The 14,136-nt window shown below is 61.1% G+C and carries 13 protein-coding genes; 4 read left to right on the forward strand and 9 right to left on the reverse strand.

Translation table 11 applies throughout. The features are described 5' to 3' along the window. The first annotated feature begins 216 nt into the window (after positions 1–216). Positions 217–2,580, forward strand: a complete 2,364-nt coding sequence (locus ACQKEK_RS09725) for a DNA polymerase II (RefSeq protein WP_499142920.1) — start codon at positions 217–219, stop codon at positions 2,578–2,580. Between the two features lie 6 nt (positions 2,581–2,586). On the opposite strand, the gene ACQKEK_RS09730 is transcribed toward ACQKEK_RS09725, so the two are convergent. Next, positions 2,587–3,600, reverse strand: a complete 1,014-nt coding sequence (locus tag ACQKEK_RS09730) for a sodium:calcium antiporter (RefSeq protein WP_499142340.1) — start codon at positions 3,598–3,600, stop codon at positions 2,587–2,589. A gap of 272 nt (positions 3,601–3,872) precedes the next feature. Between ACQKEK_RS09730 and ACQKEK_RS09735 the strand changes: the two genes are divergently transcribed. After that, positions 3,873–4,079, forward strand: a complete 207-nt coding sequence (locus tag ACQKEK_RS09735) for a DUF3079 domain-containing protein (protein WP_045426672.1) — start codon at positions 3,873–3,875, stop codon at positions 4,077–4,079. Positions 4,080–4,101: 22 nt separating this feature from the next. Here ACQKEK_RS09735 and ACQKEK_RS09740 read toward each other — a convergent pair whose 3' ends face one another. From ACQKEK_RS09740 to ACQKEK_RS09765, 6 genes are read right to left on the reverse strand one after another with little or no spacing between them, the layout of a single operon-like run. Beyond that, positions 4,102–6,060 carry a PAS domain-containing hybrid sensor histidine kinase/response regulator gene (locus ACQKEK_RS09740; RefSeq protein WP_499142341.1) on the reverse strand — a complete coding sequence of 653 codons (1,959 nt, stop codon included), beginning with the start codon at positions 6,058–6,060 and terminating at the stop codon, positions 4,102–4,104. Further along, positions 6,050–6,907, reverse strand: coding sequence for a sensor histidine kinase (locus ACQKEK_RS09745; RefSeq protein WP_446697646.1), 858 nt, complete (start codon positions 6,905–6,907; stop codon positions 6,050–6,052). Before ACQKEK_RS09745 ends, ACQKEK_RS09740 begins: the two co-directional genes overlap by 11 nt. After that, complete coding sequence (locus ACQKEK_RS09750; protein ID WP_446697647.1) at positions 6,900–7,910, reverse strand: ATP-binding protein; 1,011 nt, start codon at positions 7,908–7,910, stop codon at positions 6,900–6,902. Before ACQKEK_RS09750 ends, ACQKEK_RS09745 begins: the two co-directional genes overlap by 8 nt. Further along, positions 7,907–8,311 (reverse strand): anti-sigma regulatory factor, encoded by a 405-nt coding sequence (locus ACQKEK_RS09755; RefSeq protein WP_499142344.1) that lies wholly within the window; start codon positions 8,309–8,311, stop codon positions 7,907–7,909. Before ACQKEK_RS09755 ends, ACQKEK_RS09750 begins: the two co-directional genes overlap by 4 nt. Continuing rightward, positions 8,308–8,670, reverse strand: coding sequence for an STAS domain-containing protein (locus ACQKEK_RS09760; RefSeq protein WP_128120852.1), 363 nt, complete (start codon positions 8,668–8,670; stop codon positions 8,308–8,310). The genes ACQKEK_RS09755 and ACQKEK_RS09760 overlap by 4 nt, the downstream gene beginning before the upstream one ends. Then, a complete protein-coding gene (locus ACQKEK_RS09765; RefSeq protein ID WP_499142346.1) occupies positions 8,670–9,521 on the reverse strand; it encodes an STAS domain-containing protein in 852 nt (283 codons plus the stop codon). Before ACQKEK_RS09765 ends, ACQKEK_RS09760 begins: the two co-directional genes overlap by 1 nt. Positions 9,522–10,022: 501 nt before the next feature. Here ACQKEK_RS09765 and ACQKEK_RS09770 point away from each other — a divergent pair. Continuing rightward, positions 10,023–12,137 carry a putative bifunctional diguanylate cyclase/phosphodiesterase gene (locus tag ACQKEK_RS09770; protein ID WP_499142922.1) on the forward strand — a complete coding sequence of 705 codons (2,115 nt, stop codon included), beginning with the start codon at positions 10,023–10,025 and terminating at the stop codon, positions 12,135–12,137. Between the two features lie 18 nt (positions 12,138–12,155). On the opposite strand, the gene ACQKEK_RS09775 is transcribed toward ACQKEK_RS09770, so the two are convergent. Both ACQKEK_RS09775 and ACQKEK_RS09780 read right to left on the reverse strand, forming a co-directional pair. Beyond that, complete coding sequence (locus ACQKEK_RS09775) at positions 12,156–12,833, reverse strand: TIGR04211 family SH3 domain-containing protein (RefSeq protein WP_128120850.1); 678 nt, start codon at positions 12,831–12,833, stop codon at positions 12,156–12,158. A gap of 354 nt (positions 12,834–13,187) precedes the next feature. Then, the gene (locus ACQKEK_RS09780; protein ID WP_446697649.1) at positions 13,188–13,496 is read right to left on the reverse strand and encodes a hypothetical protein; all 309 of its coding nucleotides are present in this window, start codon (positions 13,494–13,496) and stop codon (positions 13,188–13,190) included. 313 nt (positions 13,497–13,809) lie between these two features. Here ACQKEK_RS09780 and ACQKEK_RS09785 point away from each other — a divergent pair, with 313 nt between their 5' ends. Next, positions 13,810–14,136: a hypothetical protein gene (locus ACQKEK_RS09785; protein ID WP_128120848.1), complete on the forward strand. Its 327-nt coding sequence runs from the start codon at positions 13,810–13,812 to the stop codon at positions 14,134–14,136.

A 14,136-nucleotide genomic window follows, 5' to 3' on the forward strand; every position in this document is an offset into this window, starting at 1 on the left:
TTGTTATTATTAGGTCAGTCATCGTACAACCTCGTCGAGTATCGACAGTGATTTGCAGCCTGTCAAAGCGATAAGGCGATAAAAACGCCATTGAGGAGGGCCAAGAACAGCACTAGCCAGAAAGGACATCCTATAAGTTGCCCCGTCGCGCTGCCGCCCTTGACGCGCTGATGCCACGTAGAATGGGCGGCTTCGAATGGGTGAGGTATGCGAACGGTGGATCTGCAGCAGGGCTTCGTGCTGACCCGGCATTGGCGAGATACGGCGGCCGGCACCGAAGTGGAGTTCTGGCTGGCGACTGATACCGGCCCACGTCGCTTGCGCGTGCCGTACCAGCCTTCGGTTGCCTTCATTCCGGCGACGCAGCAGCGCAAGGTCGAATTGCTGCTCAAAGGCGAGCGCGACGTCGAACTGCGGCCGCTGAACCTGATCGATTTCCGCCATCGTCCGGTGGTCGGCCTGTATTGCAAGCAGCACCGTCAGTTGATGAATCTCGAGAAGCGCCTGCGCGGTGCAGGACTGGATGTGTACGAGGGCGACATCCGCCCGCCGGAGCGCTACCTGATGGAGCGCTTCATCACCGCACCGGTGAGTTTTACCGGCCAGCCGGATGCCGACGGTGTGCTGCTGGAGGCGCAGATCAAACCGGCACCGGGCTATCGCCCGCAGCTCCGGCTCGTCTCGCTGGATATCGAAACCACGATGCGCGGCGAGCTGTATTCCATCGCGTTGGAAGGCTGCGGCCAGCGGCAGGTCTACATGCTCGGCCCGGCCAACGGCGATGGCTCCGGCGTGGATTTCGAACTGGAATATTGCGACAGCCGCAAACAGCTGATCGAACGGTTGAACGGCTGGATGGCACGGCATGACCCAGACGGAATCATCGGCTGGAACCTGGTGCAGTTCGATCTGCGGGTGCTGCGTGATCAGGCTCAGCGCTACCAGGTACCGCTACGCTTGGGCCGTGGCGGCGAAGAAATGGCCTGGCGCGAGCACGGCAGCCGAGGCAACCACTTTTTCGCCGCGGCGGCGGGGCGGCTGATCATCGATGGCATCGAGGCCCTGCGTTCGGCCACTTGGAGCTTCCCCTCGTTCAGCCTGGAAAATGTCGCCCAGACCCTGCTCGGTGAGGGCAAGGCGATCGACACGCCGTATCAGCGGATGGACGAAATCAACCGCATGTTCGCCGAGGACAAGCCGGCCTTGGCGCGCTACAACCTCAAGGACTGCGAACTGGTCACGCGCATCTTCGCCAAGACCGAGCTGCTGACTTTTCTGCTCGAACGAGCCACCGTCACCGGGTTGCCAGCCGACCGTAGCGGCGGGTCGGTGGCAGCCTTCGAACACCTCTACATCCCGCTGATGCACCGCCAGGGCTTCGTCGCGCCGAATCTCGGCGAGCGGCCGCCCGAGGCCAGCCCTGGCGGCTTCGTCATGAATTCTCAGCCGGGCCTGTACGAATCGGTACTGGTGTTGGACTACAAGAGCCTCTACCCCTCGATCATCCGTACCTTTCTCATCGATCCGGTGGGGCTGGTCGAAGGCATGCGCCAACCGGAAGACAGCGACTCGGTGCCGGGCTTCCGTGGTGCACGCTTCTCGCGTACGCGGCATTGCCTGCCGGCCATCGTCGAGCGCGTCTGGGAGGGCCGTGAATCGGCCAAGCGCGACGGCAACAAACCGCTGTCCCAGGCGCTGAAAATCATCATGAACGCCTTCTACGGCGTGCTCGGTTCCAGCGGCTGCCGATTCTTCGATCCACGGCTGGCCTCGTCGATTACCCTGCGTGGCCACGAGATCATGCGGCGCACCCGCGAGCTGATCGAAGCCGAGGGCTACAGCGTGATCTATGGCGACACCGATTCCACCTTCGTCTGGCTAAAGCGCGCCCACAGCGACGAGGACGCGGCGCGCATCGGCAAGGGGTTGGTGCAGCAGATCAACCAGTGGTGGCGCGAACATCTGCAGCGCGAGTTCGGTATGCATAGCGCCTTGGAGTTACAGTTCGAGAGCCACTTCAAGCGCTTTCTGATGCCGACCATTCGCGGCGCGGAGGAGGGTAGCAAGAAGCGCTATGCCGGGCTGGTCACCCGCGCTGACGGCAGTGATGGTCTGGTCTTCAAAGGGCTGGAAACGGTGCGCACCGACTGGTCGCCGCTGGCACAGCAGTTCCAACAGGAGCTGTATCGACTGATCTTCAACCGCGAGCCCTACCGAGACTACGTTCGCAGCTACGTCCAGCGGACGCTGGCCGGCGAGCTGGACGAGCTGCTGATCTTCCGCAAGCGCCTGCGTCGGCGCCTGGATGACTACGAGCGCAACGTGCCGCCGCATGTGCGCGCCGCCCGTATCGCCGATGAATACAACCTGCAGCAGAGTCGCCAGCGGCAGTACCAGAATGGCGGCTGGATCAGCTACTTGATTACTGTGGCCGGCCCGGAACCACTGGAAGTGCGACGCGCACCGATCGACTATGACCATTACGTCAGCCGCCAGCTGCAACCCATCGCCGATGCCATTCTGCCATTCGTCAACGACAGCTTCAGCGCGTTGATCGACGAACAACTCGGGTTGTTTTGACCGCTCTCAGCCGAGCTGGCTTTTGCCGAGCACCATGGCCACGCCGGCGAAATACAAGCCGATCAAGGTGACGCTTTCGAAGCCGATCTTGCCCAGCCCGTGCCTCTCTCGGCGCAGCAGGCCCATGAGTAACACGCCGGTCATCAATATCGACAGGGCCACCCAGAGCAGAACATTGCTGGAAATATGGTGGTAGATCGAACCGTCGCGATAGGCGATATCCGAGGCAGCGACGAACAGCGTGTCGAACGCGTTGCCACCGATGATGCCGCCGACGGCCAGCGTCAGGGCGCCACGCCTGACAGCCGCGACCGAGGTGACCAGTTCTGGCAGGGACGTCACCACGGCGGTCAATAGGACGCCCACTGCCGCTTCGCTGAGCCAGGTATGCAATGCGATCTCGCTGGCCGACGCTTCCAGCAGCCAGCCGCTGATACCGAGTATGGCAGCCATGATCACGAAGCGAACCCAGAGCGAAGTCAGCGAGCGGTTCGTTGACTGTTCGTCGGGGGTGTCCTCGCGGGTCTCGCGGGTTCGCGCTGGCAACCACATGGCTTCGTTTTGGCCCTTTGCTATTACGCGCAAGCCATAGAGGTAGCCGAGCAGCAGTAGTGGAGTAACCGGGTGGATCGCCCACACGGTGACGTTTGGTGAAAAACTGCCGACGAGGATCAGGGACAGCAGACACAACACCAGCGTGCCTTGCATGAGGTGGCCGATGGAAGCAGCTGCGTGCTCGAGGTTGACCCGCCGCAAGGCAAGGTCGGCCACCGTCAGAAATAACGTTTGCACCGCGATGCCACCCAGTGCGTTGCTCATCGCCAATTCTGGCTGCCCCTGCCAGGCAGCTGTAACGGACAGGACGATTCCGGACAGGGATGTCGCCATTCCCAGCAGGATCGCACCGGCCATCGCTTCACCCATGCCGGTGCGGTCGGCGAGCTCATCAACCACCCGTGTCAGACGGGTACCTACGATGCCAATCACGACTGCGCAGACCAATAGCAGGCCCACGCTCATCGACAATCCCATTGCCTGAAGTTGTGGCAAAAACAGGCCCTCAGTTATGGCCGCTTGATTGCGGTGATGACTAAGTAGAGCGGCTCTATTGGGCCTGGGTTCAGCTCGCGAGGTGCGAAGAAGGGCAACTCGGATGGCCAACGGATGCGATTGGGCGCGCTGCCAAGCCGCTACGAACTGGTCGGGAATGGCCGATCTTGAGCCTGGTCAAGTTCAGCCAGCGGAGGTCTGTTTAGCCTGAGGGCTTCCTTCAAGCGAATCCAGAGGCCTGCATGGCCAAGAAATTCCCACTCAACCCGCCGCATCCTGAGCGCATCTGCTGGGGTTGCGATCGCTATTGCCCCGCCGACTCCCTGGCCTGCGGCAATGGCGCCGGCAGGACCCAGCATCCGGCTGAAATGATGGGCGACGACTGGTACGAGTTCGGCGATTGGGGAGACCTGATCGCGGCTGACAAGGCTGGCAAGAACCAGAAATAGCGCCGCTGGTGCTTCTGCCCGATCAGTCAGCAGCGAGAGTTGCTGACTGATCGAGCAGCTGCCGCACTTTGCCGAGCAGCTCGCTGATCTGGAAAGGCTTGACCACCATATCCATGCCCTCAGCCAAAAAACGATCACGGCGAACCGCGTTTTCGGCGTAGCCGGTCATGAACAGCACCGGCAGAGTTGGCCGGTGAGTGCGCGCCGTGTCGGCCAGCTCTCGGCCGGATAATTGTGGCAACCCGACATCAGTCAGGAGCAGATCGACACTAGGGTCGTTTTGCAGCACCGTCAGTGCCGTTGCCACATCGCCGGCTTCACTGCAGCGATAGCCGGCTTCGCCTAGCATTTCAGCGACCAGCATGCGCACGGCCGGCATGTCCTCGACGATCAACACGTGTTCGCCGTTACCCTGCGACAGGTCGCCCACTGCGACCGCCGCTATGCACATAGCAAGGGCGGCGGGCAGTACTAGCGACACCTCGGTACCTTCGCCTAATAAGCTGCTCAGCCGGGCTTCGCCGCCTGATTGGCGAGCAAAACCGTAAATCGACGACAGCCCCAGACCGGTGCCTTGGCCGAGCGGTTTGGTGGTGAAAAACGGATCGAATACTTTGCCGAGGATCTCTGGTGGGATCCCGGTGCCGTTGTCTTTGACCGTCAGCACCACATAGTCGCCATCGGCCAGGTCCGCCTCGTCCTGGATCTGCAAGGTAGCGGTTCTGATGGTAATGGTGCCGCCACGGGGCAGCGCATCCCGTGCATTGATCACCAGATTCAAAATCGCGCTTTCGAGCTGGTTGGCATCAACCTGGGCAACCGTGGGCTGATCGCTCAGTTCGAGTACTAGCGCAATCTGCTCTCCGATGGTCCGTTGCAAAAGCTCTTCGAGCGAGCGTATCTGGTCATTCAGGTCTGCCGGGCGAGCGTCCAGCGGCTGCTGGCGCGCAAAGGCCAGCAGGCGGTTAGTCATCGAAGCGGCACTGCGAGCCGAATTCAGCGCTGTGTCGGCAAAACGCAGGACGGCATCGGTGCGGCCTTCGTGCAAGCGTTTCTTCAGCAGCTCGATGCCGGTGATGATTCCGGTCAGCAGATTATTGAAATCATGCGCAATGCCGCCGGTCAGCTTGCCCAGCGCGTCCATTTTCTGCGCCTGCATCAGCTGCCCTTCGGTGCGGACGCGCTCGGCGACCTCCCGGGCAAGCTCGTTGTTGGCGTTGTCGAGTTGCTGCCGTTGTGAACGCTCGCGTTGACGCTGCTCGGTAATGTCTTCGATAACGACCAGCCCGAGTTCAGAGGCCCGGTATGGCGAAACCTGCCATTTGGTTTCGCGACGCTCCCCAGCCACCTGCATGAACAACGTGTCATGCCAGCGAGCGCCACTCGCGAGGCTCGCCCGCAATGCCTGCAGTGTGGCTTCCTGTCCCTCGGCAAGACTTGCCGTAAGCGCAGAGGGTTCCGGCTGATTGCCCAACAGCAGGGACAGCGCACGGTTGCTTTCATGGATTTGCAGCTGCGGGTCGATCACCGCGATGGGCGCCGCTACCTGGGAAAAGATTTCACGAAAGCGTGCCTCGCTTTCACGCAGCGCATGCTCGGTGTCTCGCACCCGCAACAGTGTGCGCAGCGTAGCCAGGAGCACGTCCGGATCGACGGGGTGAATGAGGTAGGCGTCGGCCCCCGCATCCAGGCCGGTGATGATATCGCCGGTCTGGATCGAGGCTGCTGAAACGTGAATGACCGGCAACAGCTGCGTGCGGTCATCAGTTCTCAGCTGCCGTACGATGTCGAAGCCGCTCATGTCCGGCAGATTCACATCGAGAATCAGCGCGTCGATCGCTTCGGCGGCAATCAGGCCCAGTCCTTCGGTGCCCGTTCCGGCTTCGAGCACGGCATAACCGTGGCGCTCGAGTACCCGGCGTATTGCGTAGCGCGTGGCCGCGTTGTCGTCGACGACCAGCAGTTGACTCTTATGCTCCATCAGCGCGCTCCGTGGAAACCGAGACGGGAATGACTACGTAGAACGTCGACCCCACTCCCGGCTTGCTGTCGACGCCAACGCGGCCACCCAGCAGTTCGGCGAAGCGCTTGCACAGCGACAGTCCCAGGCCGGTGCCGCGCAGACGCTTCTGCAACGGCGTATCGATCTGCACGAAGTCTTCGAACAGATTGCCGTGCAAGTCTTCCGGAATGCCAATGCCTGTGTCTGTCACGGCGAAGCGAACCTCGCCTTCGCCCTCGGCACAGGCGGAAATGCGTACCTCGCCATTCTGGGTGAACTTGAGCGCATTGGAGATGAAGTTGCGAAGAATCTGGGCGAGCTTCTTATCATCCGTGTAAAGCCTCGGCATGTCGCGCGGCTCCTCGAAAATCAGGTCCACCGCGTTGGCATCGACGATCGGGCGAAACATCCCACGCAAGGCGGCGAACAGATCCAGCATGTCGAACCAGGCGGGCGATATGGTGATGCGGCCAGCTTCGATCTTGGCGAGATCGAGCAGGTCGTCGACCATGTCGCTGAGTTCGCCAGCAGCGCCATTGATGAACGACACCTGCTTGTGCTGTTCCGGGCTGAGCGGGCCGTCCAGCTCATCGCTGAGCAGACGGGTAATGCTGCGAATAGAACCCAAAGGCGTACGGAACTCGTGGCTCATGTAAGACAGAAAGCGGCTTTTCAAGTCCGACGCCTGTCTGAGCTGCCCGGCCTGGGTATCGAGTTCGGCATAGAGCGCGAGGACGCCCTGGTTGGTTTCCTCGAGTTCGGCGCGTAGCAGATCGTTCTCGCTGCGCAGCTGTTCGACGAGGTCGTTCGTGTTCGAGTCAGTCACCGATTTCCTCCAGCGCGATCACCATAACGGTCACGTCATCTCGACCACGGCAGAAGTCGCGGTGCAACAGCGCTGCAATAATCGCCGGGTGACGGTGCACCAGGCCGGGGTAGTCGCGCAGGTCCCAACGCGACTGCAAGCCGTCACTGTACATAATCAACAGTTGTCGACCGTCGACCGGATAATCGAAAGCAACAGCCTTGCGGAACTGCGAGCCGACGATACCGGGATGCGACGCGAGGCCGCGGCTTTTCTCGGCGTTTATCAAGGCACCGCCGATGTTGCCGACACCAGCAAAGCGTAACTTGCCGACGCTGGTGTCATACAAGGAAACGGCTGCTGCACCGCCACGGGTGCCGTTCATTGCCTGGTGCATTTCAACCAGGCTGGTGGCCGGCTCGATGAAAGGGGCTGTTGCGAAGACTGCGGCGCCAGCAAGGCCAGCCCGCTCGGCATCTTCGCCATGGCCAATTCCGTCGATCACGAGGGCGCTGATCCGTGAGCCGTCGAACGCGAGATGCCAGACGTCGCCACAGGAAGGGTCGTCGTTCAGTGAATGCTGACTGACGCCGAAAAGAAGCGGTGGAGGCGAGACATGGCGAGGGTACAGTTGCGCCAGTACGACCGAGCCTCGGTTGTCGGAGTGAATGTCGAATACCTGAGACTGGCGCATCAACGCACCGAGCCCAGTGCCCTGCGTGCCGCCAGTGGAATAGCCATCGGCGATGCACTCGCTGGGGTCAAATCCCGGTCCTCGGTCTACAGCGATCAGTTCGATGCCAATCCCGGTTTGCCCAGGAGTCGCACGTAGATGCAAGACGCCATGGCCCGCATGCTTGAGTAGATTGGTGGCCAGCTCGGTGGTAACCAGCGCCACCCGGCCAGCATCGCCATCGGCGAAATCCAATTGCTGGGCCAGCGCTTGTGCTACGCGACGCGCATGCCCCACTTGGCTTTCGTCTTCGACCAGCAGGGCGGTAGTGGTGGAACCGCTGATATTCATGACCATTTGGTGATGCTGATGCGGGTGCCAACACCGGGCATACTGTCGAGCTCGAAGTCGTCCACCAAGCGCTTGGCGCCGGTCAGCCCGAGCCCGAGGCCGCCGCCGGAAGTCCAGCCATCGGTCAACGCCAGTTTGATATCAGCAATGCCCGGCCCCTCGTCGCGGAAGGTCAACCGGATGCCAGTTCGTGGGGCTTCATCCAGGACCTCCCAGTCCATATCGCCGCCGCCACCGTAAACGACGGTGTTACGGGCCAACTCACTGACTGCGGTGACCAGCTTGGTTTGGTCGATCAAGCGCATACCGCAGTCCTGCGCGAGCTTGCGGACAGCCTGCCGTGCCAGTACCACATCCTGTTCGATGCGGACTGCCACGCTGCCGCTTGAGCGCGCGATCATTTGTCGGCCATCCGTTTGTGCAGCAGCTGCATCCCTCGTTCTACGTTGAGCGCCGTACTGACGCCTTGCAATGTCAGACCCAGCTCGACCAGCGTAATCGCGACGGCAGGCTGCATGCCGACGACCACTGTCTCAGCGTCCATGATGCTGGACAGGCCGGAGATCGAACTGATCATGCGACCGATGAACGAATCGACCATGTCCAACGCAGATATATCGATCAGAACGGCCTTGGCAGATGTGCTGCTGATGCGCTCGGCCAGGTCATCCTGCAGGGTCATGGCCAGTTGGTCGTGCATGTCGACTTGAATGGTGACGAGAAGAAAATCGCCCATCCGGAGTATCGGGATACGTTCCATTACACCGCCTTGCTGACGGTCAGCCCGGACCGCCGTAACGCCAGCGCCAGGGCGTCGGCGAGGGTCGCCTTGGTGACGATGCCTTGCAGATCCAGGCCCAGGTGCACGATGGTTTGGGCAATTTGTGGACGAACACCGCTGATGATTGCATCAGCGCCCATCAGCCGAATCGCAGTGACGGTCTTCAGCAGATGCTGAGCCACCAGAGTGTCGACGGTCGGCACGCCTGTGATGTCGATGATGGCGATTTCCGAACCGGTATCGACGATGCGCTGCAGCAGCGACTCCATCACCACCTGGGTGCGTTGCGAGTCAAGGGTGCCGATCATCGGCAGCGCCAGGACGCCGTCCCACAGCTTGACCACAGGCGTGGAGAGCTCGAGCAGCTCTTCTTGCTGGCGCTTGATGACGGCTTCTCGGGATTTCTGGAAGGTGCGCACCGTGTGCAGGCCAAGTTGGTCGATTAATTCGGAAAGCGCCCAAAGTTGCTCGGCCAGCATCGCCGGCTCGTCCGCATATTCGGCCTGCAATACAGGCATTAGCGGGCGTTTGAACGAAAAGATGAAGCCGGCGGTTTGCTGCGAATCGAAACCCAACAGCACGCGGCTGTGCGACAGCTGCTCAAGAAACTGGCGCATGTCTTCCCAATTCGAGGCCCTGAGGTCGGTTGAATCGGCCTGAGCTGCACCGGCTACTAGCAAACGAATGAAGTCGCCTGTCTGCTGGCGTAGCTCTTCAATCTTGACGTTGCGGTACATGCCGCTGGCTTCGAGTTCACCGGTCCAGCTGTCGAGCAGCTCATGCTCTTTCTTGGCGATTACGTTGAATGTGCGTTGTTGTAATGCTGCCATTAGCGCTGTTCCTTATGGGAGTGCCGCAGTAGTCGAGTTTGATCCACATTGTCCGCAGGTGTTCCGGTTGCGCAAAACTACTGTTGCGCGCTGCACACCTTCGGTGCGGTAGTTGAATTGGGCTGGGTGAAAAGCGGAGCAATGTCCACGGTTTGTTTGGTGGCCGCAGCTATGAGTTTTGTCCGCTCGGTTCGGAGGGTGCTGTCCGCCAAGCTAGAAGCGCAGGGACCTGTGTATGACGAAGATTTCGCATTTCGCCTCAAGTCGACGGTCCGGTCAAGCCGTGGGCGACCGCTTCACACCGCATGATGGCAGGAAAGCAATCAGCACGCCGCTCGGCAGAGATTGATCTGTCTCAGCTTAAAGAAACAGGGCATGAGTCGAAACAGCGTCAAATGCGACCGCGTGGTGGTGTTGTCTTACGGCATCGGACTGATGGCACTTCGCCTTTATTGGCTTTTCCGTCAAGATTCGCGCTCTTCGCTCAAGGTAGTCGGGCCCATGCTGGTCGGTAGTTACAACAACATCCTCGTGTTCTTCTCGTTCGTTGTGGCGGTTCTGGCTTCCTATACCGCCCTCGACATGGCCGGCAGGGTGGCTACTTCGTCGGGCCGAGCGGCGCAGCTGTGGTGGATCGGCGGCACGTTTGCCATGGGACTGGGTATCTGGTCCATGCATTTCATCGGCATGCTGGCTTTTAGCCTGCCGTTTGCTCTGGGCTACGACCCGCTGACTACCGCCGGCTCGCTGGTGCTCGCCATTGTCGCGTCGGCACTGGCCCTGTGGCTGGTGTGCCAGCATGAGTTGCGCTGGACCCACCTGGTACATGGCTCGCTGTTGATCGGCGCCGGCATCGCGGCGATGCACTACAGCGGCATGGCGGCCATGCGCATTCAGCCAGGGATCGTATACGACCCCGTCTGGCTGATCGTTTCGGTCGCAATAGCGGTGATGGCTTCCGGCGCCGCGCTGTGGCTGGCCTTTCGGTTACGCGCCAACCTGCAGCATGTACGGATCTGGCGCGGTGCCGCGGCGCTGGTCATGGGCTTGGCGATCACGGGCATGCATTACACGGGAATGGCGGCGGCAAGCTTTCCGGAGGGCAGTTTCTGCGGCGCTGCGAACGGGGTGGATACCAACTGGCTGGCATTGCTGGTCATCGTCGTGACGCTCGCTGTCCTGGCGATCACGCTGATCGTTTCGGTGCTCGACGCGCGCATGCAGGCGCGCACCTCGGTACTGGCCAATTCGCTGGAGAAAGCCAATGGCGAGCTCATGCAGCTGGCGCTGCATGACAACCTAACCCGTCTACCGAACCGTCTTCTATTGGAGGATCGCCTGAGCCAGGCGCTCAAAATGGCGCAGCGCGAACAGACCCGCTTTGCCGTCATGTTCATGGACCTTGACGGCTTCAAGGCAGTGAACGATGCCTACGGCCACCACCTCGGCGATCAGCTGCTGGTCGGTGTCACTGATCGTCTGCGCGGCTGCATAAGGGAGCAGGACACCCTGGCTCGTCTCGGTGGGGACGAATTCGTGCTACTTACGAGTATTTCCAACCCGGACGATGCCGCGACCGTCGCCGCCAAGCTGGTGCATAGCATTGCCGAGCCCTTCGTGGTGTCGCGCCACCAGCTCAGCGTATCGATGAGCGTCGGTATCGCGGTATTCCCGGGCGACGGGGAGGTCGAACGGGATCTGCTGCTGCACGCCGATGCGGCCATGTATCACACCAAGAGTGCAGGGCGGAACGGCTACAGCTTTTTTGAAGCCTCGATGAACGCCAACGCGGTGGAGCATCTGCAACTGCTCAATGATTTGCGTCTGGCGGTGGCGCGCGGTGAGCTACGGCTGCATTACCAGCCCAAGTTCGAGGCGCCTGCCGGTCCGGTACGCGGCTTCGAGGCGTTGCTGCGCTGGCAGCATTCGCAGCGTGGCATGCTCTCGCCAGACGTTTTCCTGCCGCTGGCGGAAAAAACCGGGCTGATCGTGCCGATCGGCAAATGGGTACTAAACGAGGCCTGTCGGCAGCTGAGCGAGTGGCATGGTCAAGGTCTGACTCACTGGTCGGTCGCGGTCAATCTGTCAGCCGTGCAGTTCGAACAGCCGGATCTGCTTGAGGTGGTGGTCGATGCCATCGGACGTCACGGCATCCCGCCTGCAATGCTCACAGTCGAAATTACTGAAAGCGTTGCCATGCGCAGCCCGGAAAGCACCATCGAGACGCTGCAGAAGCTCACCGATATGGGTGTAAAGGCCTCCATCGATGACTTCGGTACCGGCTATTCGAGCCTGCTTTACCTCAAGCGACTGCCCGCCAGCGAGCTGAAGATCGACCGGGCTTTTGTCCGCGAAATGAGCGTCGGCAACGAGGACTCGGTGATCGTCTCGGCGATCATCGCGCTGGCCAAGGCGCTGGGGCTTGAAGTCGTGGCCGAAGGTGTGGAGACCGCCGATCAGCAGATGTTCCTCACCCGCCTGGGCTGCGAGACCCTGCAAGGCTTCCTGCTCGACCGGCCGATGACGCCGGGCCAAATCTGTGCGCGCATCAAGCATGCACTGCCGGGAGAGTCGGTCTTCGCCACGGGGCGTCAGTTGCTGACTGAGCCGGCCTGATTTGCCCGGGACTCAGGCTCAGAACCAGCGATCGTTGCGCTTTCGGCCACGGGTCATGGCTGGAAGGATCAGCCCTACCAGCAGCCCTGCGCCGGCGATACTGCCGCCGTAGACCATGTAGCGCATCAACACCTGATTGTTTTCGTCGCCTAACCGCGCCTGGGCGTCACGCAATTCCGATTCGGTGGCGGTGAGGGCTTCATCCAGGGCCAGGCGGCGTGCCTCCAGTTCATCGATCAACTCCTTGCGCGAATCCAGCGTCTCCTGCATGCCCTGCACACGCGTCTTCCAGGAATCATCGATGGTTTTCAGTTCTTCGCTTAGCTCGGCAACCTGTTGTTCGAGTTGCGGCAGGCGCTCGGCCTGGCCAGGGACTTCCTGCAGGTCGCTGCTGCGGATCCAGACGCGGTCGCCGTTCTCACCGCGAACCTGGCTGTAGTCTCCGCTGGTGTCCAGCAGCTCGACCTTTTGACCGGAGGTGAGGCTGCCAACGATGCGATAGCCGTCGGTGGGCCCGCTGCGAACATAGGTGCTCAAGGTGTCGCTGACCCAGCGGTCGTTGCCTGACTCTTGAGCGTGGGCTGGCGTGATGACCGCCAGCAGCGTACCCACCAGGCCGACGCTAAAGGCGCGGCGTTGAGTAGCGGACCAGGATATACGGGATAAAAGTGCAACGAGATGACGTGATAGGGACATGAATAGTGTTCGCGCTGGCAAAAATGGAGGCCCTGATGAACGGGCCGGACATAAGCGGAGTTCCGGGCTGGCGAGGTACGCCAGCAGAGCGTTTCGACAAGTCGAACAGTAGGCGCCGGATGTGCCGATCGTAAGCGGGAGGATGCTGTCTCCCTGGGTTGGGCCAATGACCCCTGTAGTCCTGCAGACTGGACTGACAGCGCGCAGCAGTCAGGGTTCATTAAAAGTTCATGATTTTGTGCGGGCCTGGGTTGTGTGGATTGAGGCTCGGATCCGACCTCCTGCTGCGAAGGCAGCTGCGGACAGGCCGCCGTGCTTCTCACTGAGCGGGTCAGTAAAGGAAGGAGCGCCGCTTTACAGCAGTTCGACCTGCTGGGCGCGGATCAAGATATGTTCCTGGCGAAAGCGGGTCTCCAGTGACGCGCGATATTCCGTCCACCAGGCACGGTCCAGCTCTGGCGTTATCACCTCATAAATAACCAGATCGTCGCGCACGGCATGGCTGCCGTCTTCTTGCCATAGCCCGTCGACAGGGGCGCGGCTGTGGGCGGTCAGGCCACCAAACTTATGAATGAGGCCGTCCCGGACCTCGGAAAACAGCGACTTCGGTAATGGCTGCTGGTCGTTGTCGTACAGCGGCAGAAAGAGTTGGATCAGGTGCATGCTTAGGGCCCGAGCAAACGTGTTCGTTCTGATATGACCACTGGGCGTGCGCGCGATGCAATGGCGCAGATCGACGGCATCTCAGCGCTGTCGACTGAGGACCAACCAATGCAAGGCCGTGAGTGAGGGCAACGGTGGGCGAGATGATTTCCGAGCATGCAACGCGCTGGGCGCCGGCGGCACAATCACTGCTGTTCGGGAGTTTTTTCCGTGGGCAACGCTGCAGGATCGCGCGTCGGCTGATCGGCGGGGCGAATTTGCAAACGCGGCCGGACTCCAAGCAACACAAGCATTGGCTAGAGGTAACCCGAAAATGGAATCGTCCAACCCCTCGGTGACCGCGCTGCAAAAAGCTCAGGACATCACGTCACGCTGGGCCGACGGCGAGCTGGGCGCCGAAGAGGCACAACATGCGCTCAAATCGGTCTTCGATCACTGGCAGCCCGCTGATGCCACGACCGAGGCCGAGCAGGTCGCCGAATCATCGCTGGCGGCGGCGCGTATCGCCTTTCAGGATTGGCAACAGCGTGGCGAGAATTGCGAGGAGCTGGTGACCCAGCTGCGCTGGATTCTCGATCCGTCGAAGGACGGCGTCACCGATCCCGCGCTTAACGTGTACGCGCCACATCGCTCCGAGTGA

The sequence above is a fragment of the Pseudomonas sp. NPDC077408 genome, assembly GCF_050269105.1.
Classification (GTDB): Bacteria; Pseudomonadota; Gammaproteobacteria; order Pseudomonadales; family Pseudomonadaceae; genus Stutzerimonas.